This is a genomic window from Ammoniphilus soli, assembly GCF_040813775.1.
In genome coordinates this window covers 582,961-600,970 of the sequence record NZ_JBEGDL010000001.1, presented here as the reverse complement: position 1 = coordinate 600,970, position 18,010 = coordinate 582,961, and the positions used below count along the sequence as shown (strand labels likewise).

Here is an 18,010-nt window from a genome sequence, read left to right as displayed (position 1 = left end):
TGGTTATAGAGGGATTCCGAACGCAAAGAAAAAAGTGCCCCATACCTGGGACACTTCAATACCCGTTTCTATTTAAGAAGAGATAGAGTTACCTGATTTGCTAATGGTCACTTCGTGATGCTTATATTCCTTTTCCCAGAATTCCGCATCGGTGATTCCTGCCTTCACTGGATCAAAAACAGGGTCTTTCCCTTCCTTTTTCTGCTGTTCGTAATCTTTAAGCACCTTTAATGCAGGCTTTGTAAGGAGCAGAATCGCAATAATGTTCAACCAGGCCATACTTCCTACGCCGATATCCCCTAACCCCCATGCAAGTTCAGCTGTTTTGATGCTTCCATAGAATACGACAAGCAGTATTCCGATTTTCAATGCGTATTCGGACCATACTCGCTTGACTTTTCGGTTAAGATAGGCCAGATTGGTTTCTGCCATATAGTAATAAGCCATAATCGTTGTAAACGCGAAGAACAAAAGGGCAACAGCGACAAAAGGAGCACCAAATCCAGGTAAGACCGATTCAACTGCTTGCTGCGTATACATAGGCCCTGGACTAATATCCCCAAGATTATTGACAATGGGATCCATGCCATCAGGCTTTACATTGTACATACCCGTAATGAGAATCATAAATGCTGTAGCCGAACAAACAAAGAGCGTATCAATATAGATGGAAAATGCTTGAACCAACCCTTGCTTGGCCGGATGCGAAACCTCGGCTGCAGCCGCTGCATGGGGAGCCGTACCTTGCCCCGCTTCATTGGAATAGATCCCTCGTTTTACTCCCCAAGAAATCGCCGCACCAAGAATTCCGCCAAAGGCAGCATCTGTCCCAAATGCACTAGAGAAGATAAGAGCAAGTACGCTAGGTAATTTTTCGATATTAACTGCAACAATAATAAGTGCTACAAGAATGTATCCCAAGGCCATAAATGGAACAACTACTTGAGCTACCCCGGCAATCCGCTTTACTCCCCCAAAGATGATGGCAGCAAGGAAAGCTACTAATAAAACTCCTGTAAGGGAAGTGTTCATTCCGAATGCATTTTCCAAACCAGCTGCAATGCTGTTTGCCTGAACGCCTGGCAATAATAATCCAGTTGCGATAACCGTAACAATTGCAAACAATACAGCGTACCACTTTATTTTCAAGCCTTTTTCAATGTAATAAGCAGGTCCGCCGCGAAACTGCCCATCTTGCTTGGTTTTATATAATTGTCCTAAAGCAGCTTCTACAAATGCAGAACCAGAGCCTAAAAAGGCAATTAGCCACATCCAAAAAATAGCACCCGGTCCACCATAGGCAATCGCTGTAGCAACACCGGCTATATTCCCTGTTCCTACTCTTCCCGATAAAGCAAGAGAAAGAGCTTGGAAGGAGGACACCCCTGCCTCAGAACTCTTGCCTTCAAACATAAGCTTTATCATTTCCTTGAAGTGACGAAATTGAATAAAGCGGGTCGCAATTGTGTAAAACAATCCGGTTCCAAGGCAGAGATAAATCAACCCTTGACTCCAAATCAAACCATTCATCCAATTCACAAATGATTCCATTTAAGTACCCCCTAAAATTTTCTTTTTTTTTTATAATTATAAAATATTTATACACTTGAACAAAGTTTTTGTCCAGTCATATATTTTTTTCCATATTCAGGAATAAATCAATATAACGGTGGATCTTTTATCCTAAATACCTCAAAATAAAAAGATCTACTCATTATACAATTAATTTAGCTAAATGACACTGGAAAGCGATCCTAATCCAATGCAAATGAAAAACCCCCAATTTTGGGGGTTTTTCTTCTGGAGGGAAAGTTTTAATTTTTTGCTGTAATGATGAACAAACTTTCCCAGAAGCCTATAAGCTTCTGTTTCACTACATTGGCTTGCGATCCATGTACTGTACAAGGACCGAAGCAAGTGTCTTTTGCTGGTCAGGGTTTGCACTTTCCCAAAGCTCCTTCAGAAGGCGCTCTTCATCATTTTTTGGCTCTACCTTATCTGCAAGATAGTCAGCCATCTGATAGGCAATGTTGGAAATAGTCGCATCGTTCATTCCAGCGTTTTGAGCTTGATCAATACGCTCATTTAAGAAGGATTTCCAATCGTTAAAGTTATCTAATACAGACATTGTATAAAACCTCCTTAAATTTTTCTTCCGGGAGGGAGCGCATGTGTCGATGTTATTTTGTCCGTTGGACGAAAAAGTATTCAATACAAAAAAGCCTTCCTATGTAATGATTTTTGGCCTATCTATACTTGAAGCCAGGGGAGAATAGCAGATGCTTCATATGGCTATTTTTCCACTCTCCAGCGATTGCTCAGATGCCTGAAGAAAATCCCGAACTTCCTCAATTGTCAGACCCATCTCTTTTGCCAATAAGATTAACTCTACCCATTCTTGGTCTAATGCCTAGCCCATTTCATTATTCATCTCCTCGCTAAATATAGATCACAGTTCCCTGGTAAATTTATTCTGTAATTTTTGCACTAGATTTTGTCCATGTATTTATAGTATTAATGTATCACAGTATTTGTTAGAATTTTGTCATAATTCGCGCTGCAATTAGCCTTTTTTTTAGACAACTTGCGATATCAATTTAAAGAACAAAAAATGTCCTGCATACTCCTTAAAGGATAGGCAGGACACTTCAAAAGAAAGCTTCATTATTCAAGTTGTCACCCTCTATTTCTTATTCATGATGCTTGCCGTAACAGCGGGTACATTCATAAATCGGTGATTGAGCCTTTTCTTCAAATTGTTCACCACATTGCTGACATTCCTTTTGAATACGGTTCTTTTCCATTTTCATTATTGCATTCCTCCTGTTAATATAGTCTTCTTGTTATTCATTGTATTATAACAGATTGAATATGTCAATGTGTTATTGTACAATTTTTTTATCTTAAATAATTGAAACGTGGATGGAAAAGTTATATAAGGAATACTTCGAGAAGGAGATCTCCATATGCGAATCCTATTATTTATTCTCTTACTCTTTTCCATAACATTAACCGGTTGCAATGCCTGGAGTAATTTATCTGCTCAAGTCCCAGTTCAGCTTTCTTCAAAGCAAGTTGCTGAGCTAATGAAAGCCCCCGAAGTCCAGCAAGCTCTTATTCAGGTTATGTCTACTCCTGAAATGCGCAGACAACTGGCTCAAGTGTTATCTAGCCCTGAAATGCAGCAAGTCATTATTGATTTGATGAAAACACCGGAAATGCAAAAATCCATGGTTCAGGTAATGAAAAGTACAGAGATGAAACAGGTAGTAGTAGAGGTTATCCGTTCGATAGGTATACGTGAAATGATCAGAGAGCTAAGATGGTAAAATAGGAAAAAGTCCTTCTTCCCTAATTTGGGTAAGAAGGACTTTTGTTTATAGATTGTAAGGGGTTACCATTTCATTTCGTCTATAATGAAAATCATATTCGGTAAACCAGTCTTAGCCGATGGGAGTATGACCGACGATCCGCACTTGGATCTTTTGTCTGCCATTTTGCAGAGCCTCCTTACGCTCCCAGCAAAAAATATCAATTTTCTGCCCTTTTACTGCACCGCCCGTATCGGCAGCCAGTTTCCGTTCTATCCGACCGTCAGGATATTTGACCTCGATTACACTTCCTAATGGAATAACTGACGGATCAACGGCTATTACTTGCTCCGAAACTTTTAGTCCACTTGCGGTAGTTAACCCATTTCCGACCCCACCGGCTGGTGTATACCAAGTGGCCGTAAAATTCATCCATGGGCCTTCCTTTCTTGCCGAGCGAGCCATCAATTGGGAGTGATTCCCTCCTTTACTTGCTCGGCTTGCTAAAAATTTACTTGGTTCTTCACCTCTTGGATTGTTTTTTTCTGAACTTCAACCTGCTTTTTCAGTTCCGTTATTTGTGTTAGATGACCTTTGATTTCCTCCTTATAATTTTCAATCTGTTTTTTATTTTTATCGATTTCTGTTGATAATCGATCAATGTGCTGGTCCTTTTCCTGAAATTGTTTCTGCAGCGTATCAAGACGTTGAGCTTGTTCTTGGTGCATGCTGTATGAAAGCGATCCAATTCCTACTAAAAGCACAACCACACTGATCAAGGCAAACCAAACGACACGTTTCTCCATTGCTACCCTCCTGCTGAACTCTTAGACATTGTTTTGGAAAAGCTACTACAGATTTTACCAACTTGTCTATAAAAAGAGTGTCGATTACAGGGTGCGTTTCTTCACTAATTTTGTAAAATTCCGTAAAATTTGAATGAAATGATCGAAAACAAAAGTACACTCTGTCGAATTGAGTTTGCTCTATAACCTATGGACATAATAAATTCGAGGAGGGATCATGATGAATGATATGAACTGGATCTTATCTGTATCAAATCAAGATAACGATGGTTGGGTGGATATGGCTAAAACCTGGCACCCGAGTATTGCCTTGCAGCTAAAAGAGGGATTGGAGTCCATGGGACTGGACTGCCGTATTCTCCACCAGGTAGGGAATGTTCGACTAAGGGAAGATTTAACTTGGAATAAGGCATTGGAATTAGGAAAATTTATGGAAGGCATCGACGAATTTGACCAGCACATACACGATCGTCTAGTATAAGACAAAATTAACAGGGTATCTCAGTCGTGATGAGATACCCTTTCTTTCCTCTTTTATTACTCATTTCATTAGTTTATTCATCGTTTTTAATAATTCATCTATAACTTCGTGATCTCCGTCCTGGATCCTTTCTATAACGCAGCTCTTCATGTGTCCTTCTAGCAGTAACTTTCCTACACTATTGAGAGCAGACTGGATAGCTGCAATTTGGTTAAGGACATCATCACAGTATGCGTCCTTTTCAATCATACCTTTTACGCCGCGAATCTGTCCCTCTATACGGTTGAGCCGGGTTGTCAGATTGGACTTCACTTTATCCGAGTGATGGCTCTTCCTATCTCCATCCTCAGTACAGCAGATTTCGGCTTCCTTCTGATTCAAGATTACACCGTCTTGATTTTCCACCATGGAACCAACCTCCTTTTCTATATTTTACTATACCCCTCTACGGTACTCAAGTTTTTTTCTTTTTTGAGATAGGTGGAATTTATAGCTACGTTGCATGATTGGGACAACACAAGAAAAACTTGTAGTTTTCCTGTTATCCTTTTACATTTAAAACCTTTTGTTTATACTATACCTAACCAGCTCTGTAAGGAGGGTACTATGGCAGACAACGCGGATAAAAAAAGAAGAGAAAAACTAAAAAAGCTAAAAAAACAACGAGAAAGCATTAAAAAGGCAGCCAAACGAGGAAAAATCGTCAGTAAGCTTAGCAAAGGAAAGCTCATTATCCCAATGAAAGATGGAAAGCCGATTTTACGGAATAAACCGATACCGAAAAAAGAAACTGCAGAGTCAAAAGAGGGGTAATGGTTTTGGAAGAGGGAGCCATCCCTCCCCTTCGCATAATTCCCCCCCTATCTTCGAACTTCTCTTGTCCTGTTTCCACCCTGTACTGATGATTTGATTTCCCGGATTTACTTTGTATAAGCAGTATGGACATCAAGATAAGCGCCATTCCCGCCACTTGCCATCCATGGAGAATGTCACCAAACCAAGAGATCCCGACTAATGCCGCACTCAAATAAAAAAAGAAGGAGCAGAGTCCTTCTATAGTTTTATGTATCGTTTAATATCTTCTTTTTTGACCTCCACATCGGAAGCTTCGGACCCATCGTCAGCAATGACCCGCTTCCCATAAAGAAAATGACGATTCCACCAGCCTTTTTCCTGATTCGCCCTCATTTTCGAATCCGTTACACCGATCCCTTTTTGGTAGGTGTGAATAAATACAATTTCACCATTCTTTTTTACCTCTTTGACAATACCTACATGCCCATTTCTCTGATAATCATCAAGAGGGTATTTTTTAGCCGTTCCTGCGGTTGAGAAAAAAACGAGATCCCCTTTGCGGAGTTCCTCCCTCGTTAGGACTTTATCACCATCATGTAGAAATTGGGGACGAGATGCTCGTTTCAGCTTTATGCCATTTTTCCAGAAAACATATTGGGTAAGTGAAGAACAATCGAAAACATCCGTCCTTCCCGCTTTTGCCCCATATACATAATCTACGCCATAAAAGGTTTCCGCCAAGGCAATCACATCATCGGCTTTCCTTTCCCATCCCATCACGCTCGGTTTGGCGGGCAGAAGCTTCTCCTCCGGTACTTCAGGAATTTCCGGTTCATCGACAGGAGCCGTTGGCTCGGAAACGACATTCTCCGTCAGAACGGTAGCCACCCGATCCTTTTCATTCCAATGAACCTCCGCATCAAAAGCTTCCGCAACATACCGAAGGGGAACATAGGTCCGCGAATCAATTACGACAGATTCATACTGCCCTATACGAAAATATAAACTTTGGTTGCCTTTTTTCAGCTTAATGCTTCGAGTCTGATTCGACCAAACCGTTTCATATCCGAGATGTTCCGATACAAAACGGACAGGGACCAAGGTTCGGTTCGTATGATTGATAAAAGGTTTCGCGTCAGGAAATTGCACCGCATTTCCATTCACGTTAACCTGGACTTCCGATTGACTCCCATTATCGCCATGAACTACCCCCATGCCCAGTATACTTAAAATAAAGCCCATCAAAATCAGCTTTCTCCTCACGCGCACACCCTTCCTTTCTTCCAATATACGGACAAGCCGTTAATAGAATATTCGAAAGGAAGTAGCGGGTTATGTCGCAAATTACTGACCCATTCGGCGTTCCAGCTCCTGAGCGATTAAGCCAACTACTGCATCATTCATGCTTCCGCCATTTTCCTGAACCACCTGTTGGATCACTTCTTGAACAACTTGATCTCCAAGCTGGTTCGCTGCCTCTCGGATTTGAGGATCCTGCATCGCTTGCTCCAGAAAACGAGCAGCTGCCGCAGCGCTAACTTTAGCTGTGTCCATAAGGGCTTGCTGGAGTTCTTGATCTTCGGTGATTTTCTGTGCAACATCACCCGCCAGCTCCCCCAATTGTTTGCCTGCTTGCTTGACTACTTCAACCTCTTGATCAGAAAGAATTTCTTGCCCCTGATAAGAACAACCGCTGAGGGCAAAAGAAAAAAACATGGATGATAGCAGAAGGGTTTTTCCATTAATCATATCGTTTCACCTGTCCTTTTTTCTTTATCCAAACCTACAAATTGTTTTATTAAGTAATACGGCTATGAGGCAGTAATGTTACACAAAAATTTTAAATCCAAACCAATTGACATGCTTTATTTTGTTATGATAATATTTTATTTTTGATAATTTCACAAATTTATGCTATACTTAATGGGTTGACTCTATGAGGGGGTGTTTCGGTTGTTTCAAATCGGCGATAAAGTTGTTTATCCTATGCATGGAGCAGGCGTGATTGAGGCTATTGAGGAGAAGGAAATTCTTGGAGAAAGACAACTGTACTATATTCTGAATATGCCATTGAAGAATATGCAGGTCATGATTCCTAAATCCAAGACATCTGACCTCGGATTGCGTCAAGTGGTCGATTCCGACATTCTAGAGAATGTCCTCAAGAAGATTAATGACGGTGATCTTGAGCCAGTTTCCAATCCCATGCAGAGACACCGAATTAACATGACCAAGATGAAGAGCGGCGATATCTATGAAGGAGCGGAAGTAATCCGTGACCTGATGTATCTGGAGAAAAGCAAAAAGCTTGCAACCGGGGACAAAGTGATGCTGGATAACGCTCGCCAGATTTTAATCAGTGAAGTGGTGCTGGTTAAAGGGATTGCCGAAGAACAGGCGGCTAATCTAATTAATCAGGTCATCAATGTCTAAGCCATTCCCTACTCTGTTATAGAGATCTAGACTTCATAAGCTGGAGTCTTTTTTCTTTTGTCACCATTCTTTTATACAAAGTAGCAAAAGGGATGCTCCATCTTGAACAGACTGGTTGCATCCCTTTTTGCTTCTCATCTCGAATATCTGCAGAATATATCATTTTCAGGTGTATTTTGAACCCATCAATGTATTATAATACTGTTATTCTTATAATAAAGGAGATTCATCTCATGTCCGAAATTTCCAATCAAGAACAGGAAAGCAACGCGCCTCAAAGAAAAAAGATAAGCCTGCAGGAAGCTATCCAGCAAAAGCTATCTAACAAAAAGCAACAGCAATCCCAAGGCAGGAATAACACGAATTTCGCTCAGTCCAACCAGAAGATGCGAAGCCAGCAAACAAAAAAAGCCAATAATCAGCGCAGACGCACGGGAGTTTAACGAAATTACAAAAACGTAATGTCCTTGTAACAAACCTGTAATATTATGGATGTATGATTAGTTTATCAAGTAACCCCCTTTATAAATATCACTAAAGACTTGCTGAAACAGCAAGTCTTCTTTCTTTTTCTCTGTAATATTCATGAGCCCAAATAAAAGGTGACCCGAAAAATTGCTTAGGGTCACCTGATCATCCAGCTTATTCTCCAGATACCTGACTTACAAGCTGCACCACCGCTTCACGGCTTAGCTTTGCTTCTCCCGCTTCAATCGCATCCAACGTCCCGTGTGCAAGAACCAATGGAATTTTGCAGAAAAGAAGAATCGGGCCGGCTTTAAGACTTTCGGTGTAAACATTGGCCAGATTCAAATTGTTCCTAGCATAAGCAATCATTTCTTCTAACCCCCAGCCCTCCGGAAAAAAATCTACACCTCGCGTCTTATCCTCTACACGATTCCTAACAATATTTACCGCCTGCAATCCGCGGCCAAATGCGACGGCTAATTCCCGGTCGGTGTCCGTCTGATCATACCACATCCAAATTTCCGATAGTAATAATCCCACGAGTCCTGCAACATAAAAAGTATAGTCATCTAAGTCTGCTTTGTCTTTAATTTTCCATTCCTTAGATACCCAGGCGGCCATTCCGTCTGCCATTGTTGCAGTAGACTTGAAAACTTTCGGCGCAATCGAATCAGGGGCATATTTTGCCCAGTCTCCCAGCCGTAACGTCACTTCCGGAAGTTGGGATTGGTAGGGTCTGAAAAGTTCTGTAAATTCATTTTTGCTAAATGGCCTTTGGAGAATCTTTGCCGTTTCTCTTAATAGATGCACTTTGATATCTGAAGATAATTGGGGGTGGTCTTCAATCTCATCAATCGCTCTCATACATAAGTAAGCGGAAGCGACAGCTTCTTGAAGTCCTGGCGATAAGTGACTTATAGGTATAAAAAAAGTGCGGCTTGTGGATAGTAACATATCCATTGCCTCTTTATGCAGATTTAGAATTTCACTCATATGTAAACCCCCTTAGCATATATGCAACTTCCCCTATTATAATTCCTTGCATTATAGCATAGATCCTCGTTGAATCCAAAGGTAGGTTTACATCATACGACAATTTCAATCCATCTTGGTTTATTGAATGGCCTGACGAAGGGCTTCACCATGCTTATCCGTAATTAACCCTAATCTCCATAAGGCGATCCCGCGCAGCTTATACCTTTTGGCGACACCGATCTTTTCAACGATAGATTGTTCATTTTCCTGGTAAGCGGAAATCCCCAATACGAGCTTTTCTGCAGGAACGTTTTCTAACGCCATGGAAACGGCCTCCGTGACTTTGTGCAGAGGCTCAGGTAATCTCGCTCTATCTTGATGATAATCGTAAGCCATAATGACAATTGCATCCGCTATTTCACCCAGCGTTGAATAATCATAGCCTTTATAAACGCTATTAGGCGGGTGAAGGGTTAATGTAATGGACAGGCCTTGCTGTCTGGCTTGTTCAGAAAGCCTGCGGACAAAATGGTTAAATCGACTTTTGGTTTCGAGTAATTGCTCTGGTGTTTCATTATAACCCAATCCCTCAATATCCAAATTGATCCCGCTAAAGTACTCTTTCGCTTCCTCTAAGATGTTATCGATCGCTTGTTGGGTGGACTTCTCATCCCCTAGAATCGACATCATTGTTGGGCTGCGATCAGGTAAATGAACGACCATGTCCGTCCCCATCCGAGATTCCCTTGCCGCCTCTAGAACAGATTCCCAGCCCTCTGGTTGCTTCCAACCCGACGGACTATTTTTCACAAGGGTTCCTCCTGCATCCAGTGAGTACCAGCCAAGCCCTAATTCGTCCACAATATCCGTGTATCCCGTTTCGCGATTAGGATATTCAGCTCCAAACAAGTTCGTCCAACTGCTTGTATCCCGATCTCCAAGCGCATAGAATGCCATAACATTCATGTCTGACGGAGGGGAAGAAATTCGAACGGTTCTAGTCGTCTCCTCCCACTTCACCTCGGCCGATAGGTTTTCACTAAAAAAGCGCAGCGGAATCATCGTTCTTCCTTGTTGGATGATTGGATTTGCTTCCAGTCGAACCTGACTTTCATTTACCATAGCTGTAGCATTTCCTATCTGTAAAGCGATCGATTTTTCTTGGTGAACGGCCTTTACGGTTTGGCTAGAAGCATCCCAGCTCACATCCACTCCCAAAGCTTCGGCAATAGCGCGAAAAGGAACAAGGGTACGGCCATTTTGTATGACAGGATCTACGTCAAAATCGACCTTTAGCCCGTCAACATAGACAGAAATGACTGGAGACTGAGCTTGAACATATTGAGTCCCTTGACCAATGAAAACCATGAGTGCACACATGCAGGTTAAAAAAAACTTTTTCATTTCCCTCTCCTCTAACAAAGTATTCACTTAGGTTAGACGGATAAGGAAGCCAATGGTTACTGCAATCCCAATGAAAAAAAGTAGCTAAAAAAAGGAACGACCTCCATATTAATCAACAATTAAACTTTTTGATATAAATCGTCCAATCAGCGCCCCCAAAACCATCCCGATCAAGCCGTTAAAAATAGGACCTAATCCCCAACGATAACCATAAATGGTTCCTATCGTCCCTGTCATGGCTGCCAAGATAAAAGGGAAGAGCAGTTTTTTTGCACTGTTTCCTGTTTCCTGGTAATAAGCTTGGTAAAAAGCTTCACCTGCCCCAAAAATGTAAATACAAGGATAAAATAACAGCCAATCCCAATTAGCTGTCTGACTTGCCAAGGAAAACTCGCCATGGAAGCTATACAAAATAGCACGGTTAACCCCGCCGAGCCAATTAACAATGAATTCCAACAAGATAAAGGTGAATCCTTTCAACACTTGTCGATTATAGATCTGTCCAAATCCCGGAAAAGTCAGTGACCATAAAAGAGCGATCTGGGCTCGGGAGATTTTCACCCTTCATCGTTCCTTTCGCAATTTGATACACTTATTGTTTACAAGATCAGGAAAAAAACGTCCTCTTTTCATTAAAGATTCCGACAAGATTCGATAAAGATCTACTTTGAAGGTTAGTCTTATCTTTTTAGGCAACTTATGAGATAATCATGAAGTACCCAATTTGAACTTTTTCACATAAAATAAGTTTGTTTCGGTAAATCCTAATTGGTGATTCGAAAGAAATGAGGTGACAATCGTGGGTTCACATACCTATTCAAGACGAGAAGAAATTGCGAATGCCATTACACATGGGGTCGGAGTTCTCTTTAGCATCGCAGCCCTAGTTCTGCTCATCGTCTATTCCGCTAAAGAAGGAACGACAGCCCACGTCGTCAGCTTTACCATCTATGGAGCTAGCATGTTGCTGCTGTACTTAAGCTCAACCCTTCTCCATAGCCTACAGGAAGGCAAGGCCAAAGACATACTAGAGATCATGGACCATGCTTCGATTTATGTATTTATTGCCGGCAGCTACACACCTATTCTTTTGGTTGTAGTGAAAGGCACACTTGGCATTACATTATTAAGCGTGGTTTGGAGCATTGCCTTGTTCGGGATTATTTTTAAAGTGTTCTTCACCAAACGCTTTATATTTCTTTCCACCATCATATACCTCATGATGGGGTGGATGATTGTTTTTGCCTTTGATCCCGTCATATCTAGCCTTGCTACAAACGGGCTGATTATGCTTGTAACCGGAGGATTGCTCTACACGCTAGGGACCATTTTTTATATGTGGCGACTTTTCCCTTATCATCATGCTGTATGGCATCTCTTTGTAGTTGGAGGAAGTGTGTTTCACTTTTTTACCATTTTCTTTTACGTATTGCCTATTCGCTAAAAAGATCGAAAGACAAAAGACACAGAAGCTTAAGCTCCGTGTCTTTTTTTGTACGTATATTATTCTGCAACAATCCCATTGTTTAGCTGCCTAGGAAGATCCCCACTGCTCTCCATGATGTAATCATAATACTGAGAAGCCAAATATAAGACGCTTAAAGGGCTCAATAAATGGTTCGTTTCGGTGAATGGACCCTCAGGGAAACCTACCTGTTGTCCTTCTAATCTTTGAGCTTTAAATCTGATTAGATCCACCAAAAAAGAATCGCCTGTCACAGATCCATCATTATGCCAAGTCATTTGAGCCACTCTTCCCCCAGCCATGCCTCTCAATGTAAACATCCTATTCCTCCAATTCCTTTAAATTTGCACAAAATTCCATTTGGCAGCAAACAAAAGATTTTATGTTGCTAAAGGTAAGTCCATACTAGTACAATAGACTCACTGATAAAAAAACTAGTTAAAATGTAACAAATGCATAATATTCAGATAATTTTTCAACCAAATCGCAATCTCCTTTTCTGGGATGGTCTGTTTGGGTTCACGATGGGAATCCCCTTAACTTGGTTATTTTACAACTACATCTTAGAAATGAATACAACCTTCAGTCTTGTGATTGTGCCAAGCATTGCGTAAACGGCCTGTTCAACGCCCTTATTGCTGGTTTATTGCTTGAAATCAGTCCAATCAAAAAATGGATCTCTTTAGGCAATTCTTCGCATTCGCTACAGAGGAATATCTTTTACCTGCTCGTTTCGTTGATTCTTTTTCCTACCCTATTCTTTATTTTATATGAAGGATACAAGGAAGCACAACATATTAAACAAGAAATGGAAACTTCGATAAAAAAACAGGGTACTCCAGCTTTGGAGCACCCTGTTCTACTTCAGAATGATTAGCCTTCAATTAACGGTGTTACCTCACCTGTGTAGTATACATGCAAATAGTGCAGGGCTCGTGTACAAGCGGTATACAAAAGTTTCCTTTCACTTTCCCGTCCATAAACCTCATGACTAGCATTCATTACAATTACGCCGTCAAATTCTAATCCTTTTGCCAAATAAGCGGGTACAACGACCACCCCACTGAAGAAAGAACGGCTCTTCTTTGTGAAAAGATGCAATTCGCTGTCGATTTCCGATCGCAGTCTCTCAAAAGCTTCGGCTGATTCTTGCGCTGTTTTGCAGATGACAGCAACGGATTGCGCACCTTTCCGGAGAAGAATGCGGATTCCTTCTGCCACATTCGAAGCCAGCTGTTCCTTTTGCTCTATATGAATCATCAATGGCTCTTCGCCATGACGCCCTATCGGCTCTACCGGTTCTGGATCTTTTAAGATCTTTTTGGTGAATTCTATAATCTCACTTGTTGATCGATAGCTCTTGGTCAATCGGGTTACTTTGATATCCTCTTCTCCGAACAGCTGGCCTATCCGATCATAGCTTTGAACATTAGCGGAATAGATTCCTTGGTTTAAGTCACCCAATAATGTAAATCGAGCACGTGGAAATAATCGGTGAATATATTCCAATTGAAAAGGGGAATAGTCTTGAGCCTCGTCGATGATTACCTGTTTGATGCGGTTCAATGCATGGAAGCCCTTAAAGGCCGACTGAAAATATATGATAGGTGTCGCATCCTCATAAGGAACCACTTTACTGGCTAATTTTTCAATAGTTAACCTACCCATTTTTTCAAATCCTGCCTCTTTTTTTTCACCGAATCGTTCGATCCACTCAGAATTTCCTATAAAGCGGGTATACATTCCCATAATGTCGACAAACGCTAACCTCTTTGCCCTGTCCCGGAGGGGAGCCAATGCTTTTTTAGCTTTCCTGTGGCTATCCTCCCTCATTTCCCTATCTGAGCCAAGGTACTTAGGATTCTTCACCATCCGTTTGAATAAATTGCGAGTGATGCGCTGCTCCATTTTATCAAGCTCGGACAGCACCTTTTCCTTGACTTTATCTAACCGATTGCTGATCGAATCGTCATGCCCGAATTCATTGTAAAACCATTCCGCCAGGTCGTCCTTGCTCACTAACACTTTGTCTTTGAAGCTAAAGTCTTCAAATATGATGTCTCTATGCTTTAAGTGTTCAATATACTGATCCAATAATCTCATAAAAGGCATCGAAGTTTTCCATTCAATCCCTCTCACACGTGCCTGGTAGTCTTTCTCATCAACGGAACCCGCAAGCAAATATTCCAGTTGATCGTAGGCATCCTCCACCTCCCAGTGTTCGTCGAATCCCCGGTCCAGGTGGTCTTGGAAGGTGGTCTGGAGCATGTTTGCCTCTCCAAGTTCAGGCAAGACATTAGATACGTAATCATTAAAAATAGAGTTAGGCGAAAAAAGCAGCATTTGGTCTGCGTTTAGAGAGTGACGGTACTTATATAGAAGATAAGCAACTCGCTGCAGAGCAACAGAGGTCTTCCCGCTCCCTGCAGCCCCCTGTACAATAAGGACAGGATGCTGATCATCCCTTATAATTTGATTTTGTTCTTGCTGAATTGTCATTACGATGCTGCTCATTTTTTCATGAGCGCTTTTAGCCAGCATGACCTGCAGCATCTCATCGCCAATATTGATTCCCGTGTCAAACATATCTTCCAATTGGCCTTTTTTGATGATGTATTGCCTTTTTAAAACCATCTCTCCTTCAATTTCTCCGTCCGGCGTTTGATATCTCGCAGGACCTGGCGTATAGTCGTAAAACATGCCTGATATCGGAGCACGCCAATCATAAATAAGAAGTTCATGAGTTTCCTCATCAACGACAGAACCTATACCAATATAGACCTGTTCTGGTTTATCTCCCCCTTTCTCAGCGAAGTCTATCCTTGCGAAGTAAGGGGCTCCCTGCAGTTTAAGAAGCTTATAAAGGGTTTGTTCCGCATGACGAAAGCTGCGTTCTTGTTGTGTAAGTACAGCCTGCTGCTGGGTAATGCTGGCGGCTGTTTCTGCCACATCATCATAATTGGCCAAGTTAACTGTTATTTCGTCCCAGAAATTCTGACGAATGTCTAAAACCTCTGAGCCACGGTGCTCTACGATTCCTTCTAAACGCTTGATTTCATGTTTTATATCGGCTTTAACCCGTTCTAGTCTGTTTCGTTCAAAATTCCAGTCCACTTCTTGGATAGACATTCGTTTTGCCTCCCCCTTTATTATATCTTTGGCCACTCCCCTTATTTTTGTTGAATGGGAGTTTTTAGGTAATTACTCCAGATGCTACAAGTTTTCCTCGTCCAGCCCAAATTATTTAAGAAGTCGAAAAAACAGGCAAAAAAACAAAACAGAGCCGTCCATTGCTATCAGGTCGGCTCTGTTCATGGTACCTTTTTTCTTCAACAAAGTAAAATTACGATATTTTTTCACAAAAAAAAAAGCAGTTTGACGTCATACATCAAATTGCTGGATTCCTAGGACTCTTTCTCCCTAACTATAAGCGGCATATGCTCCTTGAGCATGGTGCCAAGATCCTCAAGGTCCTTAAGCACCTTCCGGTAAGCAAATTTTCTTCCCTCATGAAGCCCATAATAGAACGGATCATTCTCATATCTCTTTGCCAATTCTTTTGATTCTTCCAATCTGTCCTCTAACATCTTTCGATAGAGCTCTAGTTCATTCTTCGCTGCAGTTATCATGATCTAACCCCCACTATCTACAGATATACTTATGTTTATATAATACCAAAATCACTCGAGATATTAAAGCGCTTTCACAACTTTGTCATAAACTTTCTTTCTTCTTTTTTCGAGGAACTTTCTTTCGTGACTGTAAAAACTCGACAATCACTCCCTCTTCCATGACGACTGTCGTGTGATGAAATAGAAACTGAGCTACTTGCTGTTTGACCCATTCAAAGTTTCCCCGCTGGATGCACTGCAAGGCTAATTCCTTCTCTTTCTTGGATAAATCCATCCCCTGTTGAAATCGAATCGTTCGCTCAATCGAGCGTTTAGATTTTAGGATAACCCCATATTTATTCAAATAGTTGAGCTTCCACACAAAAGGCACATCAGCCATATGATTTTTCAGGTGATTACATTTATGGCAAGAGATATCCACATTGGGTTCTTCCGAGGGAAGAAACGTAATGCCCCATTTCGCTTTAAACTTAGGATCTCTCATCAGATAGCGCGGAATCAGATGTTCCTTTGTAGCTTCCTCGGGCCTCAATTCTCTGTGTTTGCCTACACAGACGGGTGATACCTCTCTGTAGCGGCAATCCATATCTATCCACCCACCTTAATTAAAAATTGCTATAAAAAAAAGATCACCCATATAAAAGGCAATCCTCTTGTATGCTAATATGTATGGCGCGCTCGGAGGGATTCGAACCCCCGGCAGACGCGGTACCGGAAACCGCCGCTCTATCCAGCTGAGCTACGAGCGCTCGCATTTGACTTGTGTAGATTATCATACTTCATATTTATATTGCTTGTCAAGCATTTATAAGTGTTCATCCTGTACATCCATCAATTGATAATCTGTTTTTTCAACTTCAATGCAATTATCAACTGATTGTGCCCAATTCAGGAAGTCCTGCCCTTTAATAACCGTCTGGTCACCTTCATGGTACAACGGAAAATTTCCCTGCTGGGCCAACTCTTGGATCGTTTTTTGGCTTAGTCCAGTCAATCCGGAGAGGACGATAAGAGGATATTTCGTTTCCTCATCCACTTCCTTCACTTTGATCTTGTAATTCAACTTTCTTCCCTCCTAACAAACGTCTTGCAATTTGTATCTTGGCATTCATTGCTATTTTGGCCCGTCACTTCAATGCATTCAGCAATGCAGATGGCTCCTTCTCCCCAATACTTGCATGAAGCTACAGTACAAGAAATGGTAGGAGACACTTCATATTCAGGATTCAATATACCCATGACAGATCCTGTCCAATTGACATTATCCGCAGAACTCACATAACTCAGAATGTTGCGGGCGTGGGAAAACGTTTTGCACATGGTTTCCTCAACCATCTCAGACATTTGAGTTTCTTGCTCATGCATAATATCAATGTTTCCGGCCCCGCAACGATCTCCATATAGATAATGAGTACAAGTGTTCACCAGACATTTTACAGAAGGTTTCATTCCATCTCCTCCATTTCACTGTTATGGAGTTTACCCGTGATGGAAGAAATTTATGTAAAACAGTTTCAACTATTTATGAATGGGACATCCCATGCTGCTTTCTTCTCTCATAGCGTCGCACAATGCTCTTCGCCCATCGATTCAGTACCTGATCAGAATCTCCGGTAAACTGGGCAATTAATGAAGAATTCTCTTGTTCAGCACTGCCGTAAAACGAAACGATCCACTGTTGCCTAACTTTTCGCACTTCGATATCTAGTTTTCTCCCTCTTTTATCATTCCAATCCAGCAAATGCTCAAGCATAGCCAGATCAGCTTTTAAATAGTCTCTCATTTCTTTCCACCTCCTGTTTCGTATCCGCATACATACGATTCTATTTTAACAAAAAAATAAGCTGTCGAACTATGCAAATATATGTCCTATTGTATAATAGGATTAGATAGAGGACTTCATTTAGGGGGGCGATGCGAATGACAACCCGCAAAGAAAGACATCAGTTTAAAAAAGCAGAAAAGAAAATTATTGTTTATAAAATCGGCAATTGGGTTTCTACAACCTACATGTATCTTTTTCTCTTTCTTCTTCTCGCTTGGCTATTTTTTCATGCCTTCACCCAGAAGCACGGAATTTCATTACAATGGAATTTAAACTTTGAACTCACTCCTAGCCGCCTCTCTCTATTCTTTAGTACTTTTCTTCTGAGTGGGCTTCTATCGATCCTGACTGAAAATGCCGTGCGTAAAAATAAGCTGAAGTAGGGCATTATTTCAATAGGGATAATGCCTATTTC

Annotated in this window: 25 protein-coding genes, 1 tRNA gene and 1 pseudogene; 7 read left to right on the top strand and 20 right to left on the bottom strand. The window is 41.4% G+C overall.

Translation table 11 applies throughout. The annotated features are described in order from the left end of the window. Nucleotides 1–72 precede the first annotated feature (72 nt). The 4 genes and pseudogenes from ABLT31_RS03275 to ABLT31_RS03260 all read right to left on the bottom strand — a co-directional run bounded on the left by ABLT31_RS03275 (nucleotide 73) and on the right by ABLT31_RS03260 (nucleotide 2,810). Nucleotides 73–1,551, bottom strand: a complete 1,479-nt coding sequence (locus tag ABLT31_RS03275; RefSeq protein ID WP_367748805.1) for an alanine/glycine:cation symporter family protein — start codon at nucleotides 1,549–1,551, stop codon at nucleotides 73–75. Nucleotides 1,552–1,873: 322 nt separating this feature from the next. Continuing rightward, nucleotides 1,874–2,128 (bottom strand): DUF3243 domain-containing protein, encoded by a 255-nt coding sequence (locus ABLT31_RS03270; protein WP_367748802.1) that lies wholly within the window; start codon nucleotides 2,126–2,128, stop codon nucleotides 1,874–1,876. A 156-nt stretch (nucleotides 2,129–2,284) separates the two neighbouring features. After that, a pseudogene (locus ABLT31_RS03265) lies at nucleotides 2,285–2,395 on the bottom strand (anti-repressor SinI family protein); the annotation flags it as partial. A 295-nt stretch (nucleotides 2,396–2,690) separates the two neighbouring features. Next, nucleotides 2,691–2,810, bottom strand: coding sequence for a YhfH family protein (locus tag ABLT31_RS03260; protein WP_367748799.1), 120 nt, complete (start codon nucleotides 2,808–2,810; stop codon nucleotides 2,691–2,693). 156 nt (nucleotides 2,811–2,966) lie between these two features. On the opposite strand from ABLT31_RS03260, the gene ABLT31_RS03255 reads away from it, so the two are divergent. Further along, on the top strand, nucleotides 2,967–3,329 hold the full coding sequence (locus tag ABLT31_RS03255) for a GerD family protein (protein ID WP_367748796.1): 363 nt from the start codon (nucleotides 2,967–2,969) through the stop codon (nucleotides 3,327–3,329). Between the two features lie 114 nt (nucleotides 3,330–3,443). Here the strand turns inward: ABLT31_RS03255 and ABLT31_RS03250 are convergent, their stop codons facing one another. Further along, on the bottom strand, nucleotides 3,444–3,776 hold the full coding sequence (locus ABLT31_RS03250) for a 3D domain-containing protein (RefSeq protein ID WP_367749348.1): 333 nt from the start codon (nucleotides 3,774–3,776) through the stop codon (nucleotides 3,444–3,446). A gap of 38 nt (nucleotides 3,777–3,814) precedes the next feature. Then, a complete protein-coding gene (locus tag ABLT31_RS03245; RefSeq protein ID WP_367748794.1) occupies nucleotides 3,815–4,117 on the bottom strand; it encodes a hypothetical protein in 303 nt (100 codons plus the stop codon). Nucleotides 4,118–4,337: 220 nt separating this feature from the next. Between ABLT31_RS03245 and ABLT31_RS03240 the strand changes: the two genes are divergently transcribed. Further along, a complete protein-coding gene (locus tag ABLT31_RS03240; RefSeq protein WP_367748791.1) occupies nucleotides 4,338–4,598 on the top strand; it encodes a hypothetical protein in 261 nt (86 codons plus the stop codon). Nucleotides 4,599–4,658: 60 nt separating this feature from the next. Here the strand turns inward: ABLT31_RS03240 and ABLT31_RS03235 are convergent, their stop codons facing one another. Further along, the gene (locus ABLT31_RS03235) at nucleotides 4,659–5,006 is read right to left on the bottom strand and encodes a metal-sensitive transcriptional regulator (RefSeq protein WP_367748788.1); all 348 of its coding nucleotides are present in this window, start codon (nucleotides 5,004–5,006) and stop codon (nucleotides 4,659–4,661) included. Nucleotides 5,007–5,204: 198 nt separating this feature from the next. Between ABLT31_RS03235 and ABLT31_RS03230 the strand changes: the two genes are divergently transcribed. Then, nucleotides 5,205–5,411: a hypothetical protein gene (locus tag ABLT31_RS03230; RefSeq protein WP_367748785.1), complete on the top strand. Its 207-nt coding sequence runs from the start codon at nucleotides 5,205–5,207 to the stop codon at nucleotides 5,409–5,411. A gap of 240 nt (nucleotides 5,412–5,651) precedes the next feature. Here ABLT31_RS03230 and ABLT31_RS03225 read toward each other — a convergent pair whose 3' ends face one another. Both ABLT31_RS03225 and ABLT31_RS03220 read right to left on the bottom strand, forming a co-directional pair. Beyond that, nucleotides 5,652–6,656, bottom strand: coding sequence for a C40 family peptidase (locus ABLT31_RS03225; RefSeq protein ID WP_367748781.1), 1,005 nt, complete (start codon nucleotides 6,654–6,656; stop codon nucleotides 5,652–5,654). 81 nt (nucleotides 6,657–6,737) lie between these two features. Next, nucleotides 6,738–7,142 (bottom strand): hypothetical protein, encoded by a 405-nt coding sequence (locus tag ABLT31_RS03220; RefSeq protein WP_367748778.1) that lies wholly within the window; start codon nucleotides 7,140–7,142, stop codon nucleotides 6,738–6,740. Between the two features lie 204 nt (nucleotides 7,143–7,346). Here ABLT31_RS03220 and ABLT31_RS03215 point away from each other — a divergent pair, with 204 nt between their 5' ends. Both ABLT31_RS03215 and ABLT31_RS03210 read left to right on the top strand, forming a co-directional pair. Further along, a complete protein-coding gene (locus ABLT31_RS03215; RefSeq protein WP_462976457.1) occupies nucleotides 7,347–7,826 on the top strand; it encodes a CarD family transcriptional regulator in 480 nt (159 codons plus the stop codon). Nucleotides 7,827–8,059: 233 nt separating this feature from the next. Next, nucleotides 8,060–8,269 (top strand): hypothetical protein, encoded by a 210-nt coding sequence (locus ABLT31_RS03210; protein WP_367748774.1) that lies wholly within the window; start codon nucleotides 8,060–8,062, stop codon nucleotides 8,267–8,269. Nucleotides 8,270–8,468: 199 nt separating this feature from the next. Here ABLT31_RS03210 and ABLT31_RS03205 read toward each other — a convergent pair whose 3' ends face one another. The 3 genes from ABLT31_RS03205 to ABLT31_RS03195 form a co-directional block, all read right to left on the bottom strand. Then, nucleotides 8,469–9,287, bottom strand: a complete 819-nt coding sequence (locus tag ABLT31_RS03205) for a squalene/phytoene synthase family protein (RefSeq protein ID WP_367748771.1) — start codon at nucleotides 9,285–9,287, stop codon at nucleotides 8,469–8,471. A 120-nt stretch (nucleotides 9,288–9,407) separates the two neighbouring features. Further along, nucleotides 9,408–10,673: a stalk domain-containing protein gene (locus ABLT31_RS03200; protein ID WP_367748768.1), complete on the bottom strand. Its 1,266-nt coding sequence runs from the start codon at nucleotides 10,671–10,673 to the stop codon at nucleotides 9,408–9,410. A 108-nt stretch (nucleotides 10,674–10,781) separates the two neighbouring features. Further along, entirely contained in the window at nucleotides 10,782–11,234 is a 453-nt protein-coding gene (locus ABLT31_RS03195) for a hypothetical protein (RefSeq protein ID WP_367748765.1), read from the bottom strand. A gap of 235 nt (nucleotides 11,235–11,469) precedes the next feature. Here ABLT31_RS03195 and trhA point away from each other — a divergent pair, with 235 nt between their 5' ends. Beyond that, the gene (trhA, locus tag ABLT31_RS03190) at nucleotides 11,470–12,117 is read left to right on the top strand and encodes a PAQR family membrane homeostasis protein TrhA (RefSeq protein ID WP_367749347.1); all 648 of its coding nucleotides are present in this window, start codon (nucleotides 11,470–11,472) and stop codon (nucleotides 12,115–12,117) included. A gap of 59 nt (nucleotides 12,118–12,176) precedes the next feature. Here the strand turns inward: trhA and ABLT31_RS03185 are convergent, their stop codons facing one another. The 8 genes from ABLT31_RS03185 to ABLT31_RS03150 form a co-directional block, all read right to left on the bottom strand. Beyond that, nucleotides 12,177–12,458: a hypothetical protein gene (locus ABLT31_RS03185; protein WP_367748762.1), complete on the bottom strand. Its 282-nt coding sequence runs from the start codon at nucleotides 12,456–12,458 to the stop codon at nucleotides 12,177–12,179. Nucleotides 12,459–13,011: 553 nt separating this feature from the next. Further along, nucleotides 13,012–15,267, bottom strand: a complete 2,256-nt coding sequence (helD, locus tag ABLT31_RS03180; protein WP_367748760.1) for an RNA polymerase recycling motor HelD — start codon at nucleotides 15,265–15,267, stop codon at nucleotides 13,012–13,014. Between the two features lie 275 nt (nucleotides 15,268–15,542). Further along, entirely contained in the window at nucleotides 15,543–15,767 is a 225-nt protein-coding gene (locus ABLT31_RS03175; protein ID WP_367748757.1) for a hypothetical protein, read from the bottom strand. Nucleotides 15,768–15,852: 85 nt separating this feature from the next. After that, complete coding sequence (locus ABLT31_RS03170) at nucleotides 15,853–16,356, bottom strand: hypothetical protein (RefSeq protein ID WP_367748755.1); 504 nt, start codon at nucleotides 16,354–16,356, stop codon at nucleotides 15,853–15,855. A gap of 84 nt (nucleotides 16,357–16,440) precedes the next feature. Beyond that, nucleotides 16,441–16,519 (bottom strand) — tRNA-Arg (locus ABLT31_RS03165). 56 nt (nucleotides 16,520–16,575) lie between these two features. After that, nucleotides 16,576–16,833 (bottom strand): hypothetical protein, encoded by a 258-nt coding sequence (locus tag ABLT31_RS03160; protein ID WP_367748752.1) that lies wholly within the window; start codon nucleotides 16,831–16,833, stop codon nucleotides 16,576–16,578. Further along, nucleotides 16,830–17,219, bottom strand: a complete 390-nt coding sequence (locus tag ABLT31_RS03155; protein WP_367748750.1) for a DUF1540 domain-containing protein — start codon at nucleotides 17,217–17,219, stop codon at nucleotides 16,830–16,832. The genes ABLT31_RS03160 and ABLT31_RS03155 overlap by 4 nt, the downstream gene beginning before the upstream one ends. A 73-nt stretch (nucleotides 17,220–17,292) precedes the next feature. Then, complete coding sequence (locus tag ABLT31_RS03150; protein ID WP_367748747.1) at nucleotides 17,293–17,553, bottom strand: hypothetical protein; 261 nt, start codon at nucleotides 17,551–17,553, stop codon at nucleotides 17,293–17,295. A gap of 137 nt (nucleotides 17,554–17,690) precedes the next feature. On the opposite strand from ABLT31_RS03150, the gene ABLT31_RS03145 reads away from it, so the two are divergent. Then, a complete protein-coding gene (locus ABLT31_RS03145) occupies nucleotides 17,691–17,978 on the top strand; it encodes a hypothetical protein (RefSeq protein WP_367748744.1) in 288 nt (95 codons plus the stop codon). Nucleotides 17,979–18,010 lie beyond the last annotated feature (32 nt).